13 protein-coding genes are annotated in these 18,716 nt (G+C 40.8%); 5 read left to right on the top strand and 8 right to left on the bottom strand.

The genetic code is table 11. The annotated features are described in order from the left end of the window. Positions 1 to 14: 14 nt before the first annotated feature. Positions 15 to 1,904: a YecA family protein gene (locus tag BW972_RS01840; RefSeq protein WP_076420706.1), complete on the bottom strand. Its 1,890-nt coding sequence runs from the start codon at positions 1,902 to 1,904 to the stop codon at positions 15 to 17. A 116-nt stretch (positions 1,905 to 2,020) separates the two neighbouring features. Beyond that, entirely contained in the window at positions 2,021 to 3,013 is a 993-nt protein-coding gene (locus BW972_RS01835) for a phage exclusion protein Lit family protein (protein ID WP_076420704.1), read from the bottom strand. Positions 3,014 to 4,165: 1,152 nt separating this feature from the next. Between BW972_RS01835 and BW972_RS01830 the strand changes: the two genes are divergently transcribed. Further along, positions 4,166 to 4,783, top strand: coding sequence for a recombinase family protein (locus tag BW972_RS01830; protein WP_076420701.1), 618 nt, complete (start codon positions 4,166 to 4,168; stop codon positions 4,781 to 4,783). A gap of 53 nt (positions 4,784 to 4,836) precedes the next feature. Here BW972_RS01830 and BW972_RS19795 read toward each other — a convergent pair whose 3' ends face one another. Next, positions 4,837 to 5,460, bottom strand: coding sequence for an antitoxin Xre/MbcA/ParS toxin-binding domain-containing protein (locus BW972_RS19795; protein WP_159439836.1), 624 nt, complete (start codon positions 5,458 to 5,460; stop codon positions 4,837 to 4,839). Between the two features lie 850 nt (positions 5,461 to 6,310). Here BW972_RS19795 and ltrA point away from each other — a divergent pair. Further along, positions 6,311 to 7,438, top strand: coding sequence for a group II intron reverse transcriptase/maturase (gene ltrA, locus BW972_RS01820; protein ID WP_076420697.1), 1,128 nt, complete (start codon positions 6,311 to 6,313; stop codon positions 7,436 to 7,438). Positions 7,439 to 8,995: 1,557 nt separating this feature from the next. Here ltrA and BW972_RS01805 read toward each other — a convergent pair. The 5 genes from BW972_RS01805 to BW972_RS01780 form a co-directional block, all read right to left on the bottom strand. Continuing rightward, a complete protein-coding gene (locus BW972_RS01805; protein WP_076420691.1) occupies positions 8,996 to 9,199 on the bottom strand; it encodes a hypothetical protein in 204 nt (67 codons plus the stop codon). 991 nt (positions 9,200 to 10,190) lie between these two features. Continuing rightward, positions 10,191 to 11,081 carry a hypothetical protein gene (locus BW972_RS01800; RefSeq protein ID WP_076420689.1) on the bottom strand — a complete coding sequence of 297 codons (891 nt, stop codon included), beginning with the start codon at positions 11,079 to 11,081 and terminating at the stop codon, positions 10,191 to 10,193. 92 nt (positions 11,082 to 11,173) lie between these two features. Further along, positions 11,174 to 12,160, bottom strand: coding sequence for a DUF4407 domain-containing protein (locus BW972_RS01795; protein ID WP_076420687.1), 987 nt, complete (start codon positions 12,158 to 12,160; stop codon positions 11,174 to 11,176). An 11-nt stretch (positions 12,161 to 12,171) separates the two neighbouring features. Then, positions 12,172 to 12,741, bottom strand: a complete 570-nt coding sequence (locus tag BW972_RS01790) for a hypothetical protein (protein WP_076420685.1) — start codon at positions 12,739 to 12,741, stop codon at positions 12,172 to 12,174. 295 nt (positions 12,742 to 13,036) lie between these two features. Further along, positions 13,037 to 13,432 (bottom strand): DUF4258 domain-containing protein, encoded by a 396-nt coding sequence (locus BW972_RS01780; protein ID WP_076420681.1) that lies wholly within the window; start codon positions 13,430 to 13,432, stop codon positions 13,037 to 13,039. A gap of 439 nt (positions 13,433 to 13,871) precedes the next feature. Here BW972_RS01780 and BW972_RS01775 point away from each other — a divergent pair, with 439 nt between their 5' ends. From BW972_RS01775 to BW972_RS01765, 3 genes are read left to right on the top strand one after another with little or no spacing between them, the layout of a single operon-like run. Further along, positions 13,872 to 14,426, top strand: a complete 555-nt coding sequence (locus BW972_RS01775; RefSeq protein ID WP_262502633.1) for an RNA polymerase sigma factor — start codon at positions 13,872 to 13,874, stop codon at positions 14,424 to 14,426. Further along, complete coding sequence (locus BW972_RS01770) at positions 14,426 to 15,358, top strand: hypothetical protein (RefSeq protein ID WP_076420677.1); 933 nt, start codon at positions 14,426 to 14,428, stop codon at positions 15,356 to 15,358. Before BW972_RS01775 ends, BW972_RS01770 begins: the two co-directional genes overlap by 1 nt. A gap of 54 nt (positions 15,359 to 15,412) precedes the next feature. After that, on the top strand, positions 15,413 to 18,502 hold the full coding sequence (locus BW972_RS01765; protein ID WP_076420675.1) for a CHAT domain-containing protein: 3,090 nt from the start codon (positions 15,413 to 15,415) through the stop codon (positions 18,500 to 18,502). Positions 18,503 to 18,716: the final 214 nt, after the last annotated feature.

Below are 18,716 nucleotides of genomic sequence, written 5' to 3'. Positions count from 1 at the left end.
AATAAAGTGTTCAGTTAAAAGCCATGGCACTTTTTGAATTTTCTACCTGACCCGCAGAAACAAGGAGCATTGCGACCAGTTTTAGCTTTATCACCTACAGGTTTTCCCGCCTCATTTCTTTGTACGAATGTAGGATCGTTATTTTCTAATGATTTCCTCAGGTCCATCATAACTGGCTTGACAATATTGATTTTTGGAGCTGATGCTTTATGGTGCAGATGGTAGTATAAATCATCAAAAAATTTTGAGTAACTAGGATCTAGAAAAACTACATCTTGAGCAGATATTAAAAATTCATTGAGACTCCCGTGATGTAAACGTGCACCTAAAAATTCTAGCTCATCGCTTCCATACACTTTGCCATGACACCTTACTCTTTCAGATAAATAAGCAAAGAAATCATTAGCATTTAGGTTGCAATATTGCCAAGCGTCAACAATAAAACCAAGTTCAAGTATGCTTACAACCCAAGGGTAAGAATCCGACTCTTTCTTCTCTAGCAACAAACTTAAATTAGTCGCTAAGTAGCCAAAATCATCTCTTGTTACACATGCACAATGTCTAGTTGTCAACTTATTAGGCTCAAGTGTAGTCAGTAAATTTCCTTTGCGATCATACAATTGAACTGTTTCACCATTTTCGAGCCTTCTTATAATTTTTACTCCCTGATCAAATGCACTTTGTATACCAGAGTCACTTTTGAATGCTCTCTTAATTCGAGTAAAAGCTTTATCAGGATCTCTAAAGGGCTCGACTGGAGGACTAGCTTTGACTTCTACTATAAGTAATTTATCATTGTAGACTATTACAATGTCATGCTCATAGTGAGAATTAGCAGTCTCAAAAGCTGAAGTATAAATTTGTGTATCCTCACCTAATATTTTTCTAAATAATAATAGGGCTTCGTTTTCTAAAGTCTTGTCTCTATGAAGTAAGAATGCACTCTTATACTGCTCGGCTTTTAGTGTATTCTCACAATTAATGAGAATAGCTTCAAAAAGTTTATTAGGGTAAGCGCAAAAGGCAACTTCAGGCTTAATCAGTATCAAAGGCTTTGATTCGAAAATGAAATTTTCAGTTGGATACTTTAGTAATGGTGCATCTCCTCTTTTGATGGTGAAAATATTCCAATATGCATCAGCATCATTAGGAAACTTTTCTTTAATCGTTGCATACTCGACTAAACCAATTTTTTTTATAGCTTCAAAGTAGGCAAACCATTTCTCAAAATAGCTTGGGGACTTTATTTTGTTTTGGAGGATCTCTTCAAAATTCGAAGCACCCTTTGATTCTTTTCTAGCTTCTTCAAGAATTTTAAACCTCTCTTTTTGTTCCTGTATAGCTAGAGTGGACGACGTGTTTATATGCTGTTGAAGGTGAGATTGAATATATCGTGATATTTCTAATGCACGAGTTGCTGATATGCCTAACTCCTTCTCCAACTCCTCGTCAAATGCTGTGCAATACTTTTCAATACGATCTGAAATCTGCTCAATACTTGCTAGAAGTGCAGTATTGAAATAATGTAGAAATGTGGGCATTGCAACACTTCGTACTCGCAGCCATTCTTCATCTACTTGTTCAATGCCTTCATTACTAGGCCAAAATAAATTAGCATAACAGCTAAAGATTCTGTTAAGTAACGCATTGGATTTTAACCACTCATCTTTTCCGAATTCTTTGCCATCTGTTTTTTCTGGGGTTGATAACAACAAACTTAGCAAGAAAGAATACTGCTTTGCAGCGGATAATAGTTTTTCTCCTTCTTTATCTTTATCAGATTCATTTATGTCTCGCATCAATTGAGAACCCACAGATCCAGCTACGGTTTCAGTAGAACATTGAGCAAGCAAAGCCCTTAGTTCTTCTACATCAGCATTTAATTGTTCAATGAAGTTAGACATAATGAAAACATAGTTATATCAGCTGGGAATTCCTTTTTTTGAGTCCGACTAGTAGCGGCAGTATCATTTTCGAGCCACTATAGGCTATATCTTCAACAGTGGCGGATCATTGTAGGTTAAAATTGTTCTGACTTTAATTCATCAAATTTATTCAAGTATCTAAAAAATAGCTCCTTTGTAGTAGCTGAGTCAGATAAATCTGTAGGAATACCATGATTATCAAAAAAGAATTTACACGCTAGCGCTCCGAAGCTCCATACATAATCTGAATCAGCATCTTCATTTAAATTTAATCTTTCAATTGAATTTAAAATTCGGTTATCAATATCTGGATGTACTATTTGCTTTACAGATCTAGGGTTTTTAATAATAAATAAACTCGCAACGTGAGCAATTATAATAGCTAGTCCCTTATGTAGTTTATATTTTTCACTGTCGAATTCTTGAATGATACTATCAAAAGCGTTGTTATCTGCTTCTGTTTCAATTTGTTTGTATAGAGCTCTTTCTTCTACAGTTAATTTTTTTGCTTCTTTTTTTAAAAGATTTCCTAACCCTTCACAATGATTATTTACCAAATGACTGAATTCATGGAAAAGATCATAGGTTATAGCATCTGAAAAAATGCCATTAACTTTCTCTGCATACCACTTTTCAGTATCGTTTAAAAAGGACTCTGGATTTGGTAATTTGGGATCCCAATCTGAAAATTCGTCTTTTAAAGTAATTGCCCAATCAAAGAGAGCCTTTGCTCTTTTTAATAAATCAGAATCAAAGTTTATTTGACCTCTAAATTGATTGGCTAATAATTTCTTTTGGACCCCTTCCTCATGTATGACAAACATAGAATAACTTAAAGCCCACATAAAGCCAATGAAACTTTCTTGAAGGTGGATAATCTTTGTTTCACAATCGGCAAATGGAGTCCTAATAGGGGCTCTATCAATATCAACTTCAATCCCAGCATTAACTTTACCTGAGCTAACACCTTCTAAAACATATTCATAAGTAGTATCTCTAACATTAGCAAAGTGATCTGTTATATTATATCTTAAAACCCTAGTTGGGAAATTACCAGGGTGACTCTCTTGTGTAAATTGGTTTGTCATATTTTATAATATTATTAATTTTTAATCTCAAACCCGATCCCTTCCAGATTCTCCCGAATCCGCTTCTCCAGAAGGGCACTTTCCTCAAACTGAGCGGCCAGTTCAGTGGTCAGCAGTTTCATTTTCTTATATAAGGAAAAGCCGTAATCTTATTCGGCTTCGGAGCCTAAATAGCGGTCAGGCGAGAGCACATAGTCTTTGTGCTGATTCTCTGCAATAGCGCCACGCAGTTCGTTGCGGTGCTACAGAGTTCGTTTTCAAAATCGATAACCACTTTTGTGTAAGCGGCAGGGGGGGAATTCCTTGGTCATGTAATCGTATATTAAACAGAGTTCAAGATACAGAAAACTGTAAAATGTTTAGTTAGGTGTATAGATATTTTTAGATGCTATAGATGTTGAGAAAGGTATTTCAGGCGCTAAGGAGCGGGAATGTACGTTTGTTCAACTGTAAGGGATCCTTTATAAAGTGAGGGTTACCATATTATAAAAACTACTACACATATATTCTTTCCAGTCGGGTTTACCACGTCAACTGGTTGCTCGTTCCTGTGCAACCTTCTACCTTCTATCGAATATTACAGATTAACAATATTTAATTAAACTTAATATTCGAGGTATCATTGATACCACATGTGAACAAATGTCTAAAAATAGTTTTCTGATAGTAATGCAACTAAACTAGGGTGGGAAGTAGAGGCGTGCGTCCACCAAAAGCGACAGGAAGGGAAAGCGGGATTGAAGGCAACAAGCGCCTCTAGAGGCGCTAGAAAGAAGCTGTGATCAGTGCACTTGCAGAGCATTCCCGAACGGGATAGCATAACGATACATTCGACTTTCCGAGTGAACAAAAGAATTATTTCCTGAGAAGATTAATGAGCCTCTAATCCCCGCTTTAATAAGACTCTTGTGAGGGGCTAATAGCTACATAAATATTATTATAGGAAAGCCCTTTAGCAGCCCTCAACTTATTGTACAGGCGGCACAGGTGTATTCAAAAAAAGGTATTCTAAGTTATACCTTAATTACGTACTCCTGCGGCCGCTCTTGGTACCAGGAAAAATGTATTCAAATAACCACTAGTTTATTTGAATACTTTTACTATATTAGTCCCATCTTCGGAACTTCTCACGTCAATACCAAGATGACAACTATGAACAAAGTTGCTATACTGGTCAGGGTGTCCAAGTCAGACCAGAGCTACGACAGACAAGTGACAGAGCTTACAGAGTATGCCGCCTCACAGGGCTACAAAGTCATAGAGCTGATCACCGAAACCGTCTCAGGGGCTAAAAAGAATTCAGAGCGCAAGGGCATACAGCGCCTGCTCAGGCTGGCGCAGGGCAGGAAGATCAACAAGGTGCTGGTGCACGAGGTGACCAGGCTGGGTCGGGACACGGCGCAGGTGCTGGCCACGCTGGAAGCCCTGCACGCGCTCCAGGTGAGCGTGGTGGTGAAGAACTACAATATTGAGACGCTCAACCCTGACGGCACGGTGAACGCCATGGCCCAGTTCCTGCTCACCATCCTGGCCGACATCGGACGCATGGAGCGCATTACCCTAATCGAGCGGGTGAAGTCGGGGCTAGAGGAGGCCAGGCGCAAGGGAAAGGTGTTGGGCAGGCCGCAGGGAAGCACCAAAGATCTTGTCAGGTCGCACCCGAAGGTAGTCCGCTACCTCCGGGCGGGGCAGTCCATCCGGGAGACGGCCAAACTCTGCGGGGTGGGGATAAGCACCGTGCAGCGGGTAAAGAAGGCGCTGGCATGCTAAAGGAACTCTTCCTTTTCAGTTAAGGCAACATTAGTACTGGAAGGTAGAGGCTGTCAGGAGTACATCCCGTGCTCCAGGCACACCAGCACGTTTAACACCTGCTTTCTTCTTTCCGGGGTGTCTAGCCAGTCAACAGGTTTCACATTCCCTAAGGCCGTGTTCCTGGTGTTGAGCCACCTCTGAAAATCATCCTCATCCTCGAATACCTCGATTCCTTTTATTGCTATAGGGTCATCCAGCTTTAGAGGTTGGGGCTGTGATTCAGTCTTAAAGCCAGGTCCCGAAGGCTCTGCAATGAGCGCCTCCAGGGAAAAGCCCAGCCCGCGGTGCAGGTTGCGGATCATCTCCAGAGAGAGTGAGCGTTTACCATCAAGCACCTCCGTGACGCTTTCCTTGCTGCCTATATAGGGCACCAGGTCCTCGTGCCGGAGCCCCAGCTCCTCCATGCGGATCTTCATGTACTCAATCGGGTCAGGTTCATTGATGGGGTAATGCTCCTCCTCGTACCTGCTGACCAGCATGGAAAGGATCTCCAGCCTGTCTCCGTCAGGAGTGCCAGGCGCAGCGTTCCACAGCGCCTTTATCTGCCTAAGTGCAATTTGATAATCGTCTTTGTTGCGGATCAGTTTTATTTCCATAGCTAAATATCCTAAATCACCTGTTATACGACAAATCATCAAAGGTTCTTTATATCAAAGTATCCAAAACAAGTTAGCCGCAGGAAGCATTCACGCGTTCCAATCAACTGTAGGCGGACCTAGACGAGTAATAACCCATTAAGGCCCCCTTCTCTTGAAAAAAGCGACCGGGGTACCCGTTTAAAGCCGTAAGGGCATGTACAATACTGGCCCTTTTTAAGCTTTTTGAGCCTAACATGTTGTATAAAAAGCGAACGCGGCGTAGCCACAGTATGGCTTTTATGCCTTGTGTGTGACCAGCATGGCGAAAGGAATATACTCAGATTACCCAGAGGGTGCAAATCCCTTATCGGTAAGTTGGTCTACCAAGGTCTCACAGGTCGATGAAGGACCAAACGCCTGAGTTGCCCAAATCCGATAAAGAGGTTCAAACGCGAGAGTTTGCTAGCCTTATCCCAAACTAGGGCGAGGGCAGGGCTGGTGTAGAGAGCGGCTGTGCTATCCTTGACGAACCGCCGTATACGCGACCCGTACATACGGTGGTGGTGTGTCACGAACGAAGGACGCCTTGGCGAAATTCGGTGCTGTGCAAATGATGAGGGCAGGCCCCTCGGAGCCGGTATTCAGGTGCAGGCTCCAAACCGCCTTGTGCGGCTGTGCTTAAAAGGCATGGTCGTGAGCGACAAGGAAAAGTTACCGGAAAGGTAGCAGGTAGGTGTTAAGGAGACGAACGCAAGTGAACTGCTGAGGAAGTGTCGTTACCGAATAGGAGATGTCAAAACCGGGAGTCACCACTGTCCCGGGACAAGCATGAAGGCAACCTGGCTACTGCTCATGCGGCATCCGGCATTAAGGCAGCGTGACCTTAACACAGGCGTTTGCACGGAACGTGAGAACGTGTCGCCCTGATGACAAGGGAGAAGCTCAAGACCGGATGAGTTCGGGTAGCTACATGCCCTCTCCCGTGCTGTTGGTAGAAATACCAAAGAGCGGAGGAGGCACACGCCCTTTGGGTATCCCAACTGTCACAGACCGCATCGCCCAGATGGTCGCCACCATGACACTGGCACCCATGCTGGAACCGGTATTCCATGATGATTCCTATGGGTACAGGCCGGGGAAAAGCGCACTGGATGCGGTGGGCAAAGCCAGGCAGCGGTGCTGGCGGCAGGACTGGGTGCTGGACCTGGACATCAAAGGCTTCTTCGACAGCATTCCGCACGAACTGCTCATGAAGGCAGTGCGCAAACACACAGACTGCAAATGGGTACTGCTCTACATCGAGCGGTGGCTCAAAACACCTGTGCAGCAAAGAAACGGAATAACCACAGCCAAGACAAAGGGCACTCCGCAGGGAGCAGTCATTTCTCCGCTGCTGGCCAACCTGTTTCTGCATTACTGCATGGACGAGTGGCTGCGGATGCATTACCCCGGCTGCCCGTTCGAGCGTTACGCAGACGACTGTGTGATACACTGCAGCACCGAGCAGCAAGCGACAGGGCTAAAAGAAGCGTTGGCGAAAAGGTTAAAGGCGTGCGGACTGGAAATGCATCCGGCGAAAACAAAGATTGTTTACTGCAGGGACGAAGATCGGAAGAGGGGCTACCCGGCAATGGCCTTCGACTTTCTTGGCTACACATTCAGAAGCAGGAAGTCAAGGAACAGGAAGGGTAAGTTCTTTACCGGTTTCTTACCGGCAGTGGGCGACAAGGCCAAGAAGGCCATCCGGCAGAAGATAAGGGGGTGGAAGCTGACAAGTAGAAGTGGCAGCAGCCTGACAAGGCTGGCCGAGGAAATAAACCCAGTCATAAAAGGGTGGATAAACTACTACGGACACTTCTACAAATCAGAACTGCAGGAGGTATTGGGATATTTGAATCTTGTTCTCAAGCGTTGGGCCCGTCAGAAATTCAAGAAACTACGGGGCCGTAAAGTCAGGGCAAGCAACTGGCTAGGGAGGGTGGCTAAAGCCGTTCCGAACCTGTTTGCGCACTGGCAGCTGGGAGTAAGGCCGTAAAGGTTGGATAATAGGAGCCGTGTAAGGCGAGAGCCTTACGCACGGTTCTGTGAGGGCGTGAGGGGGAGGTTCCCTCGCGCTACTCGACGGAGAGGCGCGCACCGTCAGCTAACACTGGTGGGGCCGTCTACTTAATTAGCAGTTAGAGTTCTTTATTTAATCTTGGTGGAATTATAAAAGCTAATATGCCAGAATAAAATAGTTTTGATTGCTAAAACCATAGTATTGAATCAAAACACGTCTTTAAGAACAAACATTTGTAAGAAGATAGAAGTCAAAATAACACTACCTAAAACGTAAATACTTTTTATTATACCTCTTTTATATGAGTATATTGTAAAAGCTAGGTGTATCAAAAAGAATAGTAAACTAAATGTGACCCAAGCTCCCCCTCCAAGAAATATAGTCTGTAAAATACCACCTATTATTTGCCATATAAAATATGCAATTATATAGACCAATAAAATCAAAAGTGAGTAGAAGAAAATTTTCATGTATTAAAATATGTTATTTGGAATTTTTATTGAGTCAATTTATTAGCTATGGTTCTCACTAAACTAACTAAAATACATATCAAAGAGTAGTTTATAATTTAGTATTCATCTATTTTATTGTGATTGTTTTACGATGTAATCATATAAGAATGACTTGCCAAACGAAAAGTGAAAACTCCGAATCCAAGTTGTACATTCGTCTATTTTCTTTTTGTCTTTATGATTTACCTTGAAGTATACTGTTCTGTCAAGTTTACTTTGAGCTTTATCCTCAAAGATTTTCAATTTTAAAAGGCAATCAAATTCATCTCCCTCTTGGATTTGTTCAAACTCATTAAGAGTTAGGAATTCATAGTCTTTGTTTTCTATATAATTTTCCATTATTAATTTATTTTACTGCTAACTGTCTCGAAGGCATGAACATACGGTTGTTGGCACTATGTGTGAAGGTTCGAAGCTTAATTTCTTCCTTCCTCAAAGTGCATTTTGACCATACTCTTCTGTCCTTATCCTTTATATTAACATTGGCTAATGTACGATTATTCTGCAGACTAACCAGCGTATTTCTCGTCACATGGGTGTAGGTCTAGGTCGGCCTACAGGATCGGTGCCGAGCAGGCTTTGAATGTACCTCTAATCATTTCTGATGGCTGTGAGTAGATATATAAACCCAGTCTTTATCACTATCTTAAGACCGGACTTGCCTACTTCGGAACCGAGATAATCGACTGCTACCTGACAAATAGGGAAGGCCAAAAAGGTGTTTAAGAGAGCTAATAGCCAAGTGATAGTACGCCAATAAACTCCCACGACGGTAGTTGCAATTTTCAAGCAGCCTTTTAGCCCCCTCTGTGATGCCTTTAACGACCATGCTAACGGTGGAGATATTCATGGAGCTGCTGCCCCTCGTGCTGTAATGGGTCCTTGTTTCTCTCTGGTAGGAGAGTACACCCTTCAGCATTCAGCAACTGCCCCTCCCTTGAGGAAATAATGCCCGGGGTGCCCTCTTGGGGCCGTGAGGGCATTTATAATACCGACCCATTTTTAAGGTTTTAGGGCCATCTCACGCAGCCTGCTGTGCCGAAGGGGCCACCCTGTTCAACTCAGACGAGGGGATGAGCCAGCGGCTCGGTCGGAGCACGTCCTTCTGCGCCTTCAACGTACCCCTTTCGATGTAGTGGCGGATCGCTTTCTCCGTCACGTTTACTCCTCTGCTCTTTAGCTCTGATCTAAACTCTCTTACCGAATAAAACGCTCTCATTTCCATCAATACCTAAGGTTATAACAAAGTTTTACTGTTCTTTCGTTACACGCTCTCGCTTCTTCCTTCTCAAGTCATAAGCCTACATACTGCACCACATCTACCCACAACTTCACATCACATTCCTGATCACGCCATCTCGCGTTACTTATTCTCGCACTCTATTTCTTTATCGTACAAGTCCCTCTAATCAACCACAACAACTACATCCACGCTCAGCTCCACACCATCAAGCAACCTCTATACACTCACAGCTATACCTTATACAAGTCACTTTCGCACAATCACATAATAACTCACCACTACAATCACATCACGTCCTTCTTCGTCCTTCAGCGTACCTTTCGTTCCTATAACAGGGGGACATTTCTAGGAATACACACACAGTTCTCCCTTAGTGGTGGGGGAACTGCTAAGGGAAACATTTCTGAGGTTTCCACACGCACCCAGGGACAAACAACCAAAAATCCCAGGGCTTGCGAATCGTTGCGCCGTCCATCGGTTGTTGCGCACCTTGCTCGCCGCTTTCGCTTTGTTCTCGGCTGTGGCTCTGAGCGCTTCTAGCCACGGGTAATGTTCATGCGGAACAGAGACTACGGACAGATACACATGAACATGCTGGATGTTTAGCCTAAAGCTGAGCGAATCCAGCCAAACTCCTCTTGTCTTTCGGTACAGTATAGGAAAAAAGGGTGCGGGAGGTTAGTGCAGGGAGTTAACTTTTTTGCGGTGATTGTAGATGTCTTTTGTAAATCAGTTGCTTACGGCCAAAATCGCTAAGTGACATTTTCTAGATTTAAAAAATCAATAGGCAAATTGATCGTCCTTAGGCTATATTTCAGTTAAAAATGGTAGCAGAGAAATCATTGGTGCTACTAGGATGGTTGGCAGGACTGTCGAGAATGATCCTATTATGGCCTCTTTCATTTTGAAGAAGATTATTCTTCAATGATTGGTGAGAGCAGTGGGGTTGCTACTTTTAGGTTTACCCTCTGTGTCAATTGCGTGTGTAAAAGAATGTTTTTAGTTCTTCATCTGATAGTTTATCAAAAAGAGCTAGTGTATAATCATTCATTTTGGAATTAAAATTGTTGATTTGGTCAGTCCTAAGCTTTTTTAGGGTATAAAATGCTTCTTTGAAAGAAAGAACCTGTAGGAAAATTTTTTCGAAGCTGCTAAAGTTGTGATCTATCTCAGAGTTACTTCCTGTAATGCCTTTGGCATGCATTACTGTATTTCTTAAATTAGAGACCTGCACTTCATTAATTTTAAAAAGACCAATCTTTTGTCTGATTTCTTTTGAATGGTAAGAAGATTTAGAAAATATAAGGGCCTCTTTCAAGTCTAACTTCTGAAAATTGCTTAACTCCTTAGCTTCGACTTTAAATTTTTCGCTTCTTAACTGTTCTAGCCTAGATTTATAAAAAGCCTTTGGACTTTTAGCAAAGCTATATTCATAATATAGCTCAATATCATTATAAGTAAATCCCAATAATGTCAAATACTCTCTTAGGTTAGTCTCGAATTCATAGAAATTTTGATACAGAGACTGATAAATGAGTTGATTAGCGTAGTTAGTGAAATGTAATATGCCCGCTAAGTGATTAGCTAAATATGCAAATAGGATGTTGCTTGGAGTGGCTGCGATTTTCGTAATGATTTCTTCGCTAAAAGCCTTGGTCGTGATTTCGATTTTTTGGTTTTCAGCAACAACTTTTTCCTCCCACTCATGATAATCTGTCTGCCAATATGTACTATGATTTGTGCTAGGGAAAAGGTCAATCTGTAATACTTCGCATATTCTTGAGCAAGTATCATTATACTTTTCTGAGTAGTAGATTATACCTGATGTAGCTATATCCTCAATAGCTGGTTCAATCCATGTCATCTTTAATACCTGTTATTTCAAAATTAAATAAATCCTTGATAGTGCTTTGCTATCTACTAGAGGCTATCTTTTGGCTATTTGTAATTACTAAATTAATTGAAAATATTAGTTTTACTACTTGACAAAGCAAGACGAGCATTCTGAACCCTATAATCGGCTGCCTGAGGCTCAAAATACTGAATAGCATTTTGTAAAGTCTTCTGTGTCTTCGATTTTAGTAGGCTAATTCTAGCGTCCTCCAGTTCTTCATCTATGGATTTGCTGCTGCATAGCTTGATAATCACAACAAGAAATTCAATCAGGAATAAGAAAGAAGTGAAGAGAATATAGATAAGCATCATATAGATGTCTTCTCCAATTAACTCGAACATCGCTTTGATTCTCAAAAGTAATGCATCACTTTTAAAGCTAGCATTAGCTTTTATGTCAGCTTCCTGCTTCTTTAATGCAATAGTAGCTTGTAGGGTGTCAAGCTTAGTACTCTCAACTAGATAATCTTTCTCATGCCTGCTGGCCACACTAAGCTTCAACTTGGTAATTTGACCAACTTTCGCTGCCCCGCTTCCCGAAGTGCCGTCTGCTTCTCCAGTTGCTTCTTTCAAGGCTTTCTGCCACTCATCATTCTTCAGCCTAACTTTAGATTGTTGCTCATCTTTCAAAGTCTTATAACTGGAATCTATCTGAGCTACTGCTTTGGCGATATGCTCCTGCTTGTATTCTGACACCTTATTATCTATGTCATTTTTGAATACTACCTCATCCATACTGATTGATCCTAATAGAGCTATCACAAAGCCAAGAGAGACTCTGAATGCGGCTATAGAATTGTTCCCTTTTGACATGATCACTGATCTCTCGATCAAAAAAATGATCAAAGCGGCTAGAGTTGCCGTTAATAGTGCGGAGACTGTTCCTCCGCTTAACACATGACTGACAAGCAGGTAGCCGTTGATAAACCAAAGTATAATTGGCAGTAGCATGCATGATCCCAACAAGACAACTTTTCTTTTGCTAGATGGGTGGAATGAGGCTGTGTATTTTGGATCCTCCCCAATTAATAGACTATAGAACTTTAGCATGTATATGTTTATTATATATTTCTGATGGATGTGATTAAGATTTCTCCTTCCAGATAGTCGTTAAGACCCTGGGCGTAACCATGATAATAATCATGGATAGCGCCCATAATCCACCCCTCATCTTCGACGGCTAATTCCTTTTGCTTATCAAGCTGAGCTATTGAGGTATTCAGCTCCTCCATCATATTGCTCAGCTGTATGGAGGTAGTTTCATGCATCGCCCCAACGCTTGCAAGGTGATTTAAATAGGTTAGGCGTTGTTCTTTTTTCTCTTGAATCATTTGATCCATGATGATGTGAAATTCAGCACGAGTTTTTCTCTTCCAGTTTTCTAGCGTCTCTTTAGAATGGTAGAGATAGCCATCGCGCTTTCCCATATTATGAAAGTCTCTCCCCAAAAAAACAGAGAGCTTGGTAGGACTGGTGGCTGTTTGAAATTTATCCGATTCTGGCTTAGGGGGTGTGGGATCTACAAACAAATCGACTGGAGGTGTATTGGTGTCCTCATTAGCATAATTATTTATAGGTTCTGCTGCGTTTTTGCCCGATGACCTTTTGCTGAAGATGTTTAATTTGAACATGTTAGTTGTTATGTTTTTTTGATGTTTAGATTATGAAAACAGGTACTTTGTAAACCGAGTGGCCTTTCTCATGACAGGTATTGCAGAGGGTTACCAATAAATGGTTCTGGTACTGCCAGGGGAAAACAAACTCTCCAGTGTATCCCACTTTGTGGTATTGCCTGTGATGCACCTGTAAGGAATTGGCCGCTCCACAATTTTTGCATCTGTGCCTATCTCTTTCCAGTACTTGCCTTCGTTTTTGGTGCCATTGCGGTGTTTCGAGTAACTCAGCGTATGTCGTATTCATAGCATCTTATGCCTCAGCGTAGCCTACACCTAGACGTTTAGACTTGAGCTTCACATGCTTGAAGGGCTTTTTTGAACGGTAGCAGGTTATTACCTGATTGGAGTCCCCTGCCACGATCACAACTAGGTTTTGTAATTCCTTCTTGTCTTTAGTTAGGTGATCTGGAAGATTCTTCTCTCCGAGGATGTAATAAATCAAACCTTGTTTGAAGAAGCTTTCGCCATATTCTAAGGCATGAGAAACTTTCTTTAGATTGATGCCTCTTTGTGCGGCTCTCTTGGAAGAGTGTTTGGTATGCCTAAACTCTAGTACTTCTTTTTGACGTGTTTGCGGGTCCTCTACCACAAATTGAAAATCCAGTAGGCAATTTACTTCAGGGTGAATGTTGGTTGTTGTTGTCATGGTTCTTCTTTCTTGTTATCTGTTACATCTATTGATATCCAAGTCAGAAAAACCTAAACCCCTTAAATCTAATTTTTTTAAATAATTTTTTATGTTATTTATAAGTAGTTGATTTCCAATGAGTATTAATTTACTGTAGGTAAGCTTTCGCCTGTAAATTTGCTTTATATGAGGCTAAGGCTAAAAGATAATTATCTATTAGTTGATCTATAGGGCAATCATACTCATTTAAAGGTTTTAGAAATTGGTATCCATCAAATCGCTGCAGAGGGTATCGGTGAATGCTGGCTACTAGCATTTTTATTTAATTAGATATGTTATGTTGATACTTATATGTATTATAACTAAGTTGCTCTAAATTAGTCTCTGTTAGTCTTATAACATAAGTTGTATTTAGCCTAGGAAGAGTCTTAATCTTAATTGTCAATCAAGCCTTTAAGTGTACACATCGGATCAAGAAGTAATCGAAGCTATCAGACTAGGGTGTCAAAAGGATAGTGCATTGAAATGGGTATACCATGAGTGTACCCCAATGGTAAGGCAACTTGGTTGGAATTACAGCCTTTCAATGGAGGATTGTATGGATGTATTGCAGGAAGCAATTATAACCTTCTGGCAAAAGGTGATAAGCACTGAGTTCGTACTGACGGCTAAAATCTCAACCTACATATACCAGATTTGCCAAAACAAATTCAATTCTAAAAACAGAGACGGAAAGAAGGCTGTCTTGATTGATATTAATTCAATAGAAGACACATTCGGGGAGGACTCAACTAATAGTGAAGAATCTTACACATCGAACTCTGTCAAGCTGGCAATTTTTCTTAACGAACTGGGCGAGCGCTGTAGAAATCTCATAAAGGATTATTATGCTGGAACAAGTATGAAAGTACTTGCTACCAAATATGACTACAGTAACCCAGAATCGGCAACTGCACAAAAACATAAGTGTCTAAAGCAGCTACGCAAAAAATTTGAAAATACCCCACACTAATGCATACCGATAAAGACTTAGATTTTATAGATGGTTACCTAGAAGGTACTCTTAGTGAGGAGCAGCGGGCCGCGTTTGAAGCGAGGATAAGTGAAGACACAGAGTTCAATGAAACCTATGAGTTCATTTTGTCTGTCAGAGAAGCAAGCAAGATCGCTGATGAAGTCCGAAGGATCAAAGACATGCTCAGGGCGGAGCCCTTAGGTGAATTTAATGCCAATACCACATCCGAAGGTAAAACCATTAGCATAGCGAACGAAAGTGAAAAAGCTACATTAGAGTACAGGGAAAGTATAGAAAAGACTAAATCATTCAGTCTCTGGCCATATGTAAAGTATGCAAGTATAGCGGCTACTATTGCAGTAATCTTATTTATCTGGCAGCCTACACGCAGTACCAATGAAGAGATTTTCGCTAGTTACACTTCCGGTGATTTGGGTGGACACAAATTGGCTATGCGTGAATCTGTTAACTATTCTAAAGATTATAGTTACAGAGAAAATGACTACGATGGATTAAACCCCATTAAAGATAATTTAAGAGGAGGTGAATCCAAGCCTGAAGACTATACTCATGATGAATGGCAAGAAGTAATGAGAGCCATTGAAATGATACACACGCATGAGTATAGTAAGGCGAAAAAGATATTCAGTTCAATCCTAAAGCCGAATGAGAGCAATACACAATTACTCCTCTATTACGCCATAGCACGGTTACACACCAATGAAGTGGAGAAGGCAGTTTTGACTCTTGAGCATTTGAAGGGTGGCACTGGCTCTTCCTCGGAGTCTATAGACTTCCATTTAGCCATGGGCTATATTAAAATAGGCAGAGTTAGAGATGCCAGAGCACTATTGAAGAAAGTACGAGATAATGAAGGCGAACTTTCGGAAGAAGCCTCCACTATCCTCAAAAGCATGAGATGGTTTTAGCATCTATCATAAATTGGTAATCTAAATTACAAATAATAAAAATAGTACCATAAAATGGTAGGGCGTCTCATTAGTGTTGGTGTTGTATCTGCTATACTGCTAGCAGTTTATCTATTAGTTAGTGTCATCCACTTAGTTTGGACTTATGTAAACCCAGAAGGTTTTTGGAGCTTCCAATACTTTGTAGATCTCTTTAGGACTGCATTATTTTTAATCATCTTAACCCTGGTTACACTAGGGTTCCTATATATCCTGGCTCATAGTATATATATAACTGTTCTTTCCCTTTTTAAAGAAGGGATAGAAAGGCCAAATATTCTTTCGATTGTAGGATTTGGGGTAGGCTATCTATTGATCATGATAGTCAATTGGATATGGGTAATGGGCTTTTCCTTGGACTTGAACAAGAATATGGCGGACAAATACAGCTATATTCAACAGTCTGATAAGCTTATTGATGAAGGGAAGTTTGCCGAAGCTACTGATTATGCTAAGAATGCCTATCAAAAAGCCCAAGCGAATAAAATAAAGAGGAGCAGAATCTTTGTCTTAACCAATCTATACCTTGATTCTGAATGGGCAAAAGAACAGGCGTTGTCAGCAGAATTTGCTGCTACAATCAATTATGCATACTGTTTGCAAAAAAGTTTGCAATCCCTAGAATTAGCGGAGAGTTTAAACAACCAAGCATTGAAACTTTCTGATTTAGGGGCATTAAAAAATGACGTGAGCAATAAGATACCGCCTACTCTTTCCTTGGCCCAAATTTATTTAGCCAGAGGCCAGTATGCAGAGGCTGAAGAATACTTTAACTCATTGCTATCTATAAGTAACCAGTCTGCTGGTGATGTGATGTCCACTATCTCAGCCTATATGCAATTTGCTATCTACAATCATAAAATTGGAAATTCACAAAAGGCAGCTCAACTTAAAATAAGTGCGTTGGAACTGTGGGAGAATAACGAAATGAGCTTAAAATCGACAGCTTATTTGCTCCTCTTAGTTAATGCCATCTCTAGTGAAATAGAGTTAGGCCATATGGATAGAGCTGGAGAGCTTATTCTGAAAGCAAATGACTTGGCAGATGACAGGAAGAACAAAGCAATTTATCTTGATTTTCTTACAGCAAAGGGTGTTTATTGTCTTATTGCAGCGAATCAAGAAGAGGGAGTTGAGGAGGTGATTGACTACAGTTTGTTTTATAAGATTGTTAGTTGGTTCTCGCCTGACAAAAGAAGCCTTCGAGATAAGTTCGCTGAAGAGTCAGAAAGTTGTTTCATCAAGGTAGTAGAAGAAACAGAAAGTAGGTTTGGCAAAGAATCTCCGGCTTATGCAAAAAGTTTAACTTGGTTAGGGACTGCCTATACACAGCATAGCAAGTTCGAAAAAGCTGGACAAGTCTATAACACAGCTCTTAATCTTCTACACAAGACAAAAGCAGTTGATCAGGAACGATATTATACAGCTTTACTTTACTCCTTGACCAGTGACTTTTATAGTAATAATAGAAAGCACTTAGATAAACCTATACGCGAAGTAGAAGAACACTATTTTAGGAAATTGAGTATCAACTACCTGTTCTTAACTGAAGAAGAAAAAGAGTATTACATAGCAAATGCTGAGTCTGGTATTAATATGATCAATTCAATATATATAAATGTTAGGCACGAGGACTTTATTCAACGATTATATGATAATATTCTAGCTACCAAGAATATAGCTTTGTTTTCGAATCAGAACATAAGAGGCTTTGTATCAAATAGCCAAAATCAAAAGCTATACAACGCCTATCATGAGTTGATTAAAGAAAAAGAAATTTTAGATACTTCGAGACAAAGTATAAATCCCGATTTATTCGCTGAAAGAGAAACCAAACTGAAGCTAGAAGAGAAAGATATACTAAAGCAGATTTCAACAAACCCATCCTTTGTATCATTTAATCCAAGGGAGATAAAGTGGACTGATATACGTGCAGCTCTAAAGGACAGTGAAACCTCAATTGAAATTATTAACGTTCCTTCAAAACCTTACTCAAAAGATTCAATCGAATACTTTGCCCTGATTACAAAAAACACCTACACTCAGCCAAAACTAGTGCCGCTTTTTATGGAAAGCGATTTACTGCAGCTCTTAAACCAGCCTGGAAATACCCAGACAAGAATAAATAGTATCTACCAAAAGCATAGGGAAAACCTCTATAATAAAATCTGGAGTCCGCTTGACCAATACCTTAAAGGCTCTTCCAAAGTATATGTGTCTGTAAGTGGAGCTTTGCATAAAGTTTCTCTTCCGTCAATCTTGCTAGATTATCCTGCCGAAATAGTCTATCTAAGCAGTACGAGACAAATTGCAACTATTGGGGAGGCTAAACTTGATAAGCGGGTAGCTGCTTTATTTGGAGATGTAGACTATGACCATTCATTTGATCCAGTGGATGCATCCTCTAAAAGCTTGGTTTCGAATGCGGTAGCTCAGGGTAGGGATGGGAGTAATTTTGCCACATTGGCCTATACTGCAGATGAAATCAAATCAATTGGGAGTATACTAAAGCAAAACACTAGTAATAGAGTCGATTTATATAATAAGGACGGAGCCTCTGAAGAAGCACTTCGGAAGTTGAGTAACAGCAATGTAAATCTACTGCATATAGCGTCGCATGGGTTTTACTTTCATAACACTACATCTATGGCTGTCAGCAATCTAATACTGCCAACTGATGTAATTACACAATATGAAGGCAATCCATTGAAGCGAAGTGGAATAGTGCTGGCAGGAGCCAATCTCAGATCTACTCAAAAACCTGAAAATGACGGTATTATTACTGCACAGGAAATATCCCAACTTGACCTCTCGAATATTGATTTGGTTGTACTATCGGCTTGTGAAACAGGTTTAGGAGATATTAAGGGAAGTGAAGGTGTTTATGGTTTGCAAAGAGCATTTAAACTAGCCGGAGCAAAGAGTACATTGGTAAGTTTGTGGAAAGTGCCAGACCTGCAGACTTCCGAACTGATGACATACTTTTACCAATATCTGGAAGCTGGTATCTCCAAATCTGAGGCGCTACGGAAGGCACAAATCCAAATTAAGAGCCAATATGACCTTCCTTTTTACTGGGCGGGCTTTATCCTGATTGAGGCATAAGCGACCTTTTGCCACCTGTAGCTGAGCCTATACCCCGCACCTCGGTTATTCCTTAAAATTACTGTATCAGATTAGCAAATTAATATATATATTAGGGTATCTTTAAAGGTTAAACAGCGATTCCTGCATTTAGGCCGCATATGCTGGGGAAGATGCAAGTGTGCTATTTATAATGCACCAGAGGCTGTTTAACTAGGAAAAGAGAGCATAAGAG

The organism is Pontibacter lucknowensis (genome assembly GCF_900156415.1).
Taxonomy (GTDB): Bacteria; Bacteroidota; Bacteroidia; order Cytophagales; family Hymenobacteraceae; genus Pontibacter; species Pontibacter lucknowensis.
This window is presented reverse-complemented; position numbering and strand designations above follow the sequence as displayed.

Coding starts and splice junctions, on each gene's coding strand:
- BW972_RS01765 (WP_076420675.1), top strand. CDS start 15,413: ATGGTAGGGCGTCTCATTAGTGTTGGTGTTGTATCTGCTATACTGCTA.
- BW972_RS01840 (WP_076420706.1), bottom strand. CDS start 1,904: ATGTCTAACTTCATTGAACAATTAAATGCTGATGTAGAAGAACTAAGG.
- BW972_RS01770 (WP_076420677.1), top strand. CDS start 14,426: ATGCATACCGATAAAGACTTAGATTTTATAGATGGTTACCTAGAAGGT.
- BW972_RS01790 (WP_076420685.1), bottom strand. CDS start 12,741: ATGTTCAAATTAAACATCTTCAGCAAAAGGTCATCGGGCAAAAACGCA.
- BW972_RS01795 (WP_076420687.1), bottom strand. CDS start 12,160: ATGCTAAAGTTCTATAGTCTATTAATTGGGGAGGATCCAAAATACACA.
- BW972_RS01835 (WP_076420704.1), bottom strand. CDS start 3,013: ATGACAAACCAATTTACACAAGAGAGTCACCCTGGTAATTTCCCAACT.
- BW972_RS19795 (WP_159439836.1), bottom strand. CDS start 5,460: ATGATTTGTCGTATAACAGGTGATTTAGGATATTTAGCTATGGAAATA.
- BW972_RS01805 (WP_076420691.1), bottom strand. CDS start 9,199: ATGGAAATGAGAGCGTTTTATTCGGTAAGAGAGTTTAGATCAGAGCTA.
- BW972_RS01830 (WP_076420701.1), top strand. CDS start 4,166: ATGAACAAAGTTGCTATACTGGTCAGGGTGTCCAAGTCAGACCAGAGC.
- BW972_RS01800 (WP_076420689.1), bottom strand. CDS start 11,081: ATGACATGGATTGAACCAGCTATTGAGGATATAGCTACATCAGGTATA.
- BW972_RS01780 (WP_076420681.1), bottom strand. CDS start 13,432: ATGACAACAACAACCAACATTCACCCTGAAGTAAATTGCCTACTGGAT.